The organism is Streptomyces sp. NPDC002536, assembly GCF_053594995.1.
Genome location: NZ_JBSFWU010000192.1, coordinates 1 through 6,638 on the forward strand (window position 1 = coordinate 1; position 6,638 = coordinate 6,638).

A 6,638-nucleotide genomic window follows, 5' to 3' on the forward strand; every position below is an offset into this window, starting at 1 on the left:
CCCCTCCACCACGCTCTTCCGATCTGTCGCCGCACCCCCCCAGGGGTCCGGGGCGCAGCCCCGGGTACCTCGACTGCGGGCGCGTCGTGGCTGGTCGCGCAGTTCCCCGCGCCCCTGACGGGGCGCTAGGGCTTGGCCAGCAGCAGTTCGGTGTTGTGGTCGGCCGCGGCGCCGAGCTTCTTCGCCGGGGTGGCATACGGGTCGTTGAAGGACAGCTCCCGGTACAGCGCGGCGAGGCCCGCGTCGGAGGTGTCGCCGAAGTCGGTCGCGTAGGGGGCGGCCGACTCCACCAGCGTGGTGAACAGCGACAGCGTGCCGTCGCCGTTGTCGGCGATCTCGATGATGCGGGCGTGCTGCGGGAAGTCGACGTGGGACGCGGTGTTGATCTCCCAGAAGGCGCGCTCGGGCGTCGCGTGGCCGTGGGCGAGGATCCGGTTCTCGTGGGTGTGGCCGTTGACCCAGGCGACGACGTTCGGGTAGCCCTGCAGCAGGGCCACCACCTCGTTGCCGTTGTGCCGCTTCTCGAAGGGGTGGTGCGGATCGGGCAGCAGGTTGCCCATGCTGCCGCTGGTGTGATGGCTGAAGATCACGACCAGCTCGTCGGACCCCCCGCCCCGCACGACGCGGCCGTCGGCGTCGTACCAGCGGCTGCTGCGGGACTGCAGGACGGACTCCAGCCACCTCAGCTGCGCGGTCCCGAGCGAACCGTCCGCCCAGCCGGCCGGGTTGGTGGTGTCCAGGCTGATGCCCAGGACGCCGTCGGATATCGGGAAGGTGTAGTACAGCTGCTTGCTGTCGACCGCGGAGTCGGTGAAGCCGTGGCCCACCGGGCCGGGTCCGGTGCGGGCGGGGTCGAGGTGGGCCTTGGCGAACTCGGCCGGGGTGAAGGGGGCGCGCTGCGGGTCGGGTGTGACGTGCCGCACCGGGCCGCCGCTCTTGAGCAGCTTGGCGAGGTGGAGGACGGCCGCGGCGGGGTCGTTGCGCAGGGCGTCGGCCAGCTTGGCCGCCTCGGTGTCGTCGATCCCCTCCAGCTTGCGGTCGCCGGTGTAGAGCGAGTGCAGCAGGCCGAGGTCGGGAAGGGTGCCCTCGATGCTGTCGTCGTGGTTGCCGATGGTGCTGTACCACGGGGTGCGCAGGCCGGGCGCCTTGAAGGACCGTCCCGCCGCGGAGAGGAAGCCGGGTATCTCCGGGAAGCCCTTGGCCTTGTAGCCGTCCTGGAAGGACGCCTCGGGGTTCCAGTAGAGCGCGCTGCCGGAGTTCTGCACGCCCTCGTAGCGGCGGGGGTCGCCGCTGTTCGGGGTGATCTCGCCGCCGCTCATCACCGTGAGGTACCAGTCGAGTTCGACCTGCTCGTGGTTGTCGGTGTTGTCGCCGGTCGCCATCACGAGGGAGAACGGGCTCCCCGTGAACGGGCCGCCGGGCAGCGCGTTGACCCGCTCGACGAGGGAGGAGGCCCCGCGCACGGTGAGCGCCTCCTGGGGGCGGTGCGCGCTGTCCAGGTAGCGGGCCAGGTACTCGAAGCGCACGGGGGACTCGGTGTCCGCCAGGTGCAGGTCGGTGAACTGTACGAAGGACGCCAGCGCGGTGCGCCGCCCGTCGCGCGCCGGGGCCGCCTGGGCGAGCTCGGTGCGCACCACCAGCGGCCAGCCCGGCCCGGACCGGAGGCGCTTGTACGGGCCGCTGCCCGTCGCCGTGGCGGCCTGTTCGAGGGTGGTGCCCGCGGTGCGGACGGCGCGGGCGGCGGTGGCGGCCACGGCGCGGTCGAGGGCGGCCGCAGACGCGAACCGGCTGCTGCCCAGCGAAAGGGCCGTGGCGGCCGCCGCAGCCGCGGTACCGGTGAGGAAGTGCCGTCTGCTGTATGCGGGCATGCCGCGTCTCCTGACGATCGGTCAGCAACGTGGCGTGCCGCAACGACGAAGGTCCGGCACGCACTTACTGGTGCGTAATGGTCGCCGGACAGCTTGCTGAGCGGTGCTGGACGTTCCGTGAACGATTCGCGAAGGAACGGTGAGATGATCGTTGAGCGATGGTGACGCGGGGTGTGAACGCCCCGAAGAGCCCGGCTTGTCAGGGCTGCGGCACCGGCCCGGCGACGCCCAGGGACGACTCGACCAGGCTCCCCAGGTACAGCACGCCGTCGTGTTCGCACACGCTGGTGACGAAGCGGTAGCCGTCCGCCGGGCGCTGGAGGTCGTGCACCACGCGCCCGTCGGCGTCCAGGGCCATGACCCACGCCGTCGGGCGGGGCCCGGGGAACAGGGCGGTCGGCAGCTTCCACAGCGCGCGGCGCAGGCCGGGAGGGGTGCGGTGCAGCAGGTCGAGCAGCGGCTCCCGCGGACCGGTCATGGCCACCCAGATCAGACCGCCGGGCCCGGTGGAGACGTTGTCCGGGAAACCCGGAAGCTCGGCGAACAGCTCGCGCCGCCCCGTCTTCGGGCCCGTCAGCCACAGCCGCGTCAGCCGGTAGGCGCCGGTCTCGGCGACCACGACGAACGAGCCGTCGAGGGCCAGCGCCACGCCGTTCGCGAACTGCAGCCCGTCGAGCACCACTTCGGCGGTGCCCGCACCGGGCTCGTACCGGATCAGCCGCCCGCTGCCCGTGTGCTCCAGCAGATCGCCCATCCAGTGCTCCAACGGCAGCCGGCTGGCGTCGCTGACGTACAAGGTGCCGTCCGGGGCCGCCACGACATTGCTGCACACCGTCAGCGGCCGCCCGGCCGCCTCGCGCAGCAGCGTCTCGGTGCGCCCCGAGGCGGGGTCCGTGCGCAGCAGCCCCCGCTCCGCGTCGCACACCAGCAACCGCCCGTCGGGCAGCGGGCACAGACCGAGCGGCCGGCCGCCGGTGTCGGTGACCGTGGACACCTGCCCGCTGACCGGGTCCACGCTCAGCACCCGCCCGTCCTCCACCCCGGTCAGCACCCGGCCCGCGGCGTCGACCCGGACGTCCTCCGGCGCCTTCCCGCCCAGCGGCAGCCGGCGCACTCGCGGCAGCGGCGGACGGCTGGCCTTGACGCCCGAGCGCGGGGGACGACCCGGCGGCTGCCAGACGACCGGGCGCAGGGCGGGCTTCTGCGGGAGCATGAGCGGGCCTTCCGTGGGCCGTGCGCGGGTGGACGAGCCGAACATACCTGCACCGCGGTCCCACGGCTTCCGGTTCGCGGCCGGCGGCGCGTCAAGGAGCCGCAAGGGCTCAGCGGCAGCGGCGCAGGTACGGGGCGACGCTGTGCAGCTTTTCGCAGGGTAATCGCCGCCGTCGTCGCCGCCGGACGTCGCGGAGCGGACCGCGGCGTCCGCGGGATCGGCCGGGGCCTCGACGCTGCACGACCGGCCGGGCCGCGGCAGCAGAAGGGCCCACTCCCGTCACGCGGCGACGGTCATCAGACGGCCATCAGGCGAACAACTGCCGCAACTTGAGGACGAGTTCGTACACTCCGTACGCGAACGGGGCGCCCACCCACAGCCAGGCGAACACCAGCAGCACCTTGCGGGAGGTTGTCACGGGGCCACCCCCTCGTCCTCCAGGGCAGCGGGCCGTCCGTCGTCGTCGGGCGGTTCGTGGTGGCGCGGGTGGACCGGGCGGACGCACTCGTTGGCCGCGAAGCCCACGGCCAGCAGCCCGATCATGACGGCGAACGACGGGGTGTAGAGGGCGGGCCCGGTGCGGCCCGCGGACTTCCCCGCGTCGGCAATGGCGTTGACGATGAGCGGGCCGAGGATCCCCGCGGTGGACCAGGCGGTGAGCAGCCGTCCGTGGATCGCGCCGACCTGGTGCGTGCCGAAGAGGTCCTTGAGGTAGGCGGGGACGGTGGCGAAGCCGCCGCCGTAGAAGGAGAGGACGACGGCGGTGCAGACGATGAACAGGAGCTTGGAGGAGCCGCCGGACAGGGCGAGGAGCAGGTACATCAGGGCTCCTGCGCCCAGGTAGAGGCGGTAGGCGTTCTTGCGGCCGGTCAGGTCGGAGGCGGAGGACCAGGCGATCCGGCCCAGCATGTTGGCGAGCGAGAGCAGGCCGACGAAGCCCGCGGCAGCGGCGGTGCCGACCGGTGCGGAGGAAGCGGCGAAGAAGTCCGTGATCATCGGCGCGGCCTTCTCGAGGATGCCGATGCCCGCGGTCACGTTCGTGCACAGCACGACCCACAGGCACCAGAACTGCGGGGTGCGCAGGGCGTTGCGGGCCGACACCCGCGCGGTGGTGACCAGGGGGCGCGGCGCGGCCGCGGCCCCCGGCGGCTGCCAGGAGCCGGGCGGGGTGCGGACCAGCAGGACGCCGAGGGTCATGAAGACGGCGTAGGCGAGGCCCATCACGAGGAAGGTCCGCGCGATCCCCGGCGCGTCCGCGCCGAACGCCGACAGCAGCGCGGCCGACCAGGGGGAGGCGATGAGGGCGCCGCCGCCGAAGCCCATGATGGCGATGCCGGTGGCCATGCCGGGGCGGTCGGGGAACCACCGGATGAGCGTCGAGACCGGCGAGATGTAGCCGATGCCCAGGCCGATGCCGCCGAGGAGGCCGTAGCCGGCCACGACGAGCGCGTACTGGCGGGTGGCCGCGCCGAGGGCGGCGACCAGGAAGCCGGACGAGAAGCAGACGGCCGAGACGAGCATCGACCGGCGCGGGCCGTGCCGTTCGACGAGCGTGCCGCCGAAGGCGGCGGAGAGGCCGAGCATCACGATCGCCACCTGGAACGGCAGCGCGGAGGCGGTGCCGGAGAGACCGAGCGAGGACTCCAGCGGCGGTTTGAAGACGCTCCAGGCGTAGACCTGGCCGATGGCGAGATGGACGGACAGCGCGGCGGGCGGCACGAGCCAGCGGCTCCACCCCGGCGGCGCGGTGGTGTGGGAGCGGGCGAGCACGGTCGGACGGTACTGCGGCCGGTCACGGCTGGAAAGAGCGCCCAGCCGTCGGCCGAACGGCCAGCTGTCGGTCGCAGCGCTAGATCTCCCCGTTCCACGCGGCCTTCAGCCGCTGCCAGAGCCCTGGCCGGTGCTCGGACGAGCTGCGGGCAAAGCCACCGTCGTCGTCCTGTCCGGGTGTTGGAGTGTCGCCCTGCACGTCCTGTGACGGCTGGGCGGGGGGCGTGGAGTGGCCGGTGTCGCCGTGGTTCGTCATGCGAGGACGGTAGCGGGTGCGGGGACGGCGCCGGGCGGGCATGGTGATTCGGTAGTGCGACGGCGCCGGGGCCGGTACGCTGGCCGGGCATGCTCTTGGGCGCGTAGTAGAGGCCGCCCAGGGCATGAGGATAGGGCCCCCGCCCGGCCGGTATCCGAGCGAGGACCCAAGGGATCGGCGACCCGCGCGTCCGCCCTCAGGTGTTCGGAGGGCGGGCTAAGGCCTGTCCGGCGGATCATCTGACCGTCCGGCCCCTGGAGCGTCGTTCTGCTCGTGGTGCGGGGCGATCTGACGGACGATGAGCGGGCGCGATTCGCACGGCATCTGCCGAAGCCGGGTCGCCGGGGCGGGCGATGGAGCGATCACCGGAGGTTGATCAACGGGATTCTGTTCCGGATCCGCACTGGTGTCCCGTGGCGGGACCTGCCGGAGCGGTTCGGGAACTGGAAGACGGTGTACGAGCGCCATCGCCGCTGGTCCGCGGACGGGACCTGGGATCGGATCCTCCAGGCCGTCCTGGCCGGTGCTGACGCCGAAGGACGGATCGACTGGCGCCCACGTCTTCCACGGCGCCGTCATCGTCGCCTCGATCCGACTCTGGCTCCGCTCGTGATCCGTGACTCGTCAGTCGTCCGAGCCGGTGGCCGAAGGCGGTACCTCGGCAACGAAGAACAGGAAGCAGGGTTTGGCCGAAAGGCCGTGGAAGCCGTCGGGGAAGAGTTCACGGGCGGCCGGGTCGGGCTGCGGTTCGCTGATGGTGGAAAGGCGGAAGCCGGCGGTGGTGAAGGCGTCGGTCATCGCGTGCAACGGCTTGCGCCAGAACTTCATCGGGACGGTCTGCCCGCCGAACGTCCAGTCGAAGGTATAGCTGGTGGTTGCGAAGTAGTTGGGCCGCGGTTCCTGGATCGTGTAGGCCACGAACGGGTGGTCCACCGACGCGATCAGTCGGCCGCCGGGCCTGAGCACGCGCCGCAATTCGGCCAGCGTCGGCCCCCAGTCCTCCAGGTAGTGCAGGACCAGTGAAGAGACCACGTCGTCGAACGCGCCATCGTCGAACGGCAAGCGGTCGCGAAGGTCGACCTGGTGCACGTCCGCGTCGTCACCGAGCCGTCGCTTGGCCAGTGCCAGCATCCTGGCGCTGGTGTCGATGCAGGTGACGACGGCGCCGCGGTCGCGCAGTGCTGCGGACAGGGGGCCGGAGCCGCAGCCGGCGTCCAGGATCCGGCGGCCGGCCACGTCTCCGGCGAGGTCCAGCATCGCGGGCCGCGCGTAGTACGCATTCACGAGGCTGCACTCGTTCTCCGCCGAGTACGCCTCGGCGAAACTGTCGTAGTCATTCACCTGGGCCGGATCCGCAGACCGGGCGAGGCGCTCGGGCACATCGGTTACGCGTTCCATCGTCGCAGCCTAGTAGTCACAAGATCCGCCGGACACGGCCTAGGCAGTGTCTGATGGCTCTTGCCCGGGTGGTGGATCTGTTGCCGCTCTGGGCAGGAGCCAGGCATGGTGCGGCGGCATGAACTGACCAACG

General features: G+C 72.0%; 6 protein-coding genes and 1 pseudogene. 1 reads left to right on the top strand and 6 read right to left on the bottom strand.

Annotation, left to right across the window (positions count from 1 at the left end; translation table 11 throughout):
* Positions 1-125: 125 nt before the first annotated feature.
* The 5 genes from ACWD4B_RS34790 to ACWD4B_RS34810 form a co-directional block, all read right to left on the bottom strand.
* Positions 126-1,868 carry a TIGR03767 family metallophosphoesterase gene (locus tag ACWD4B_RS34790; RefSeq protein WP_451424523.1) on the bottom strand — a complete coding sequence of 581 codons (1,743 nt, stop codon included), beginning with the start codon at positions 1,866-1,868 and terminating at the stop codon, positions 126-128.
* 199 nt (positions 1,869-2,067) lie between these two features.
* Positions 2,068-3,081, bottom strand: coding sequence for an SMP-30/gluconolactonase/LRE family protein (locus tag ACWD4B_RS34795; protein ID WP_451424524.1), 1,014 nt, complete (start codon positions 3,079-3,081; stop codon positions 2,068-2,070).
* Between the two features lie 307 nt (positions 3,082-3,388).
* Positions 3,389-3,499 carry an MFS transporter small subunit gene (locus ACWD4B_RS34800; protein WP_451424525.1) on the bottom strand — a complete coding sequence of 37 codons (111 nt, stop codon included), beginning with the start codon at positions 3,497-3,499 and terminating at the stop codon, positions 3,389-3,391.
* Positions 3,496-4,851 (bottom strand): L-lactate MFS transporter, encoded by a 1,356-nt coding sequence (locus ACWD4B_RS34805; protein ID WP_451424526.1) that lies wholly within the window; start codon positions 4,849-4,851, stop codon positions 3,496-3,498. The genes ACWD4B_RS34800 and ACWD4B_RS34805 overlap by 4 nt, the downstream gene beginning before the upstream one ends.
* Positions 4,852-4,930: 79 nt before the next feature.
* Complete coding sequence (locus ACWD4B_RS34810) at positions 4,931-5,107, bottom strand: hypothetical protein (RefSeq protein ID WP_451424527.1); 177 nt, start codon at positions 5,105-5,107, stop codon at positions 4,931-4,933.
* Between the two features lie 273 nt (positions 5,108-5,380).
* Between ACWD4B_RS34810 and ACWD4B_RS34815 the strand changes: the two are divergent.
* Positions 5,381-5,659: pseudogene (locus ACWD4B_RS34815) on the top strand (transposase); the annotation flags it as partial.
* Positions 5,660-5,731: 72 nt separating this feature from the next.
* Here the strand turns inward: ACWD4B_RS34815 and ACWD4B_RS34820 are convergent.
* A complete protein-coding gene (locus tag ACWD4B_RS34820; RefSeq protein ID WP_451424528.1) occupies positions 5,732-6,505 on the bottom strand; it encodes a class I SAM-dependent methyltransferase in 774 nt (257 codons plus the stop codon).
* Positions 6,506-6,638: the final 133 nt, after the last annotated feature.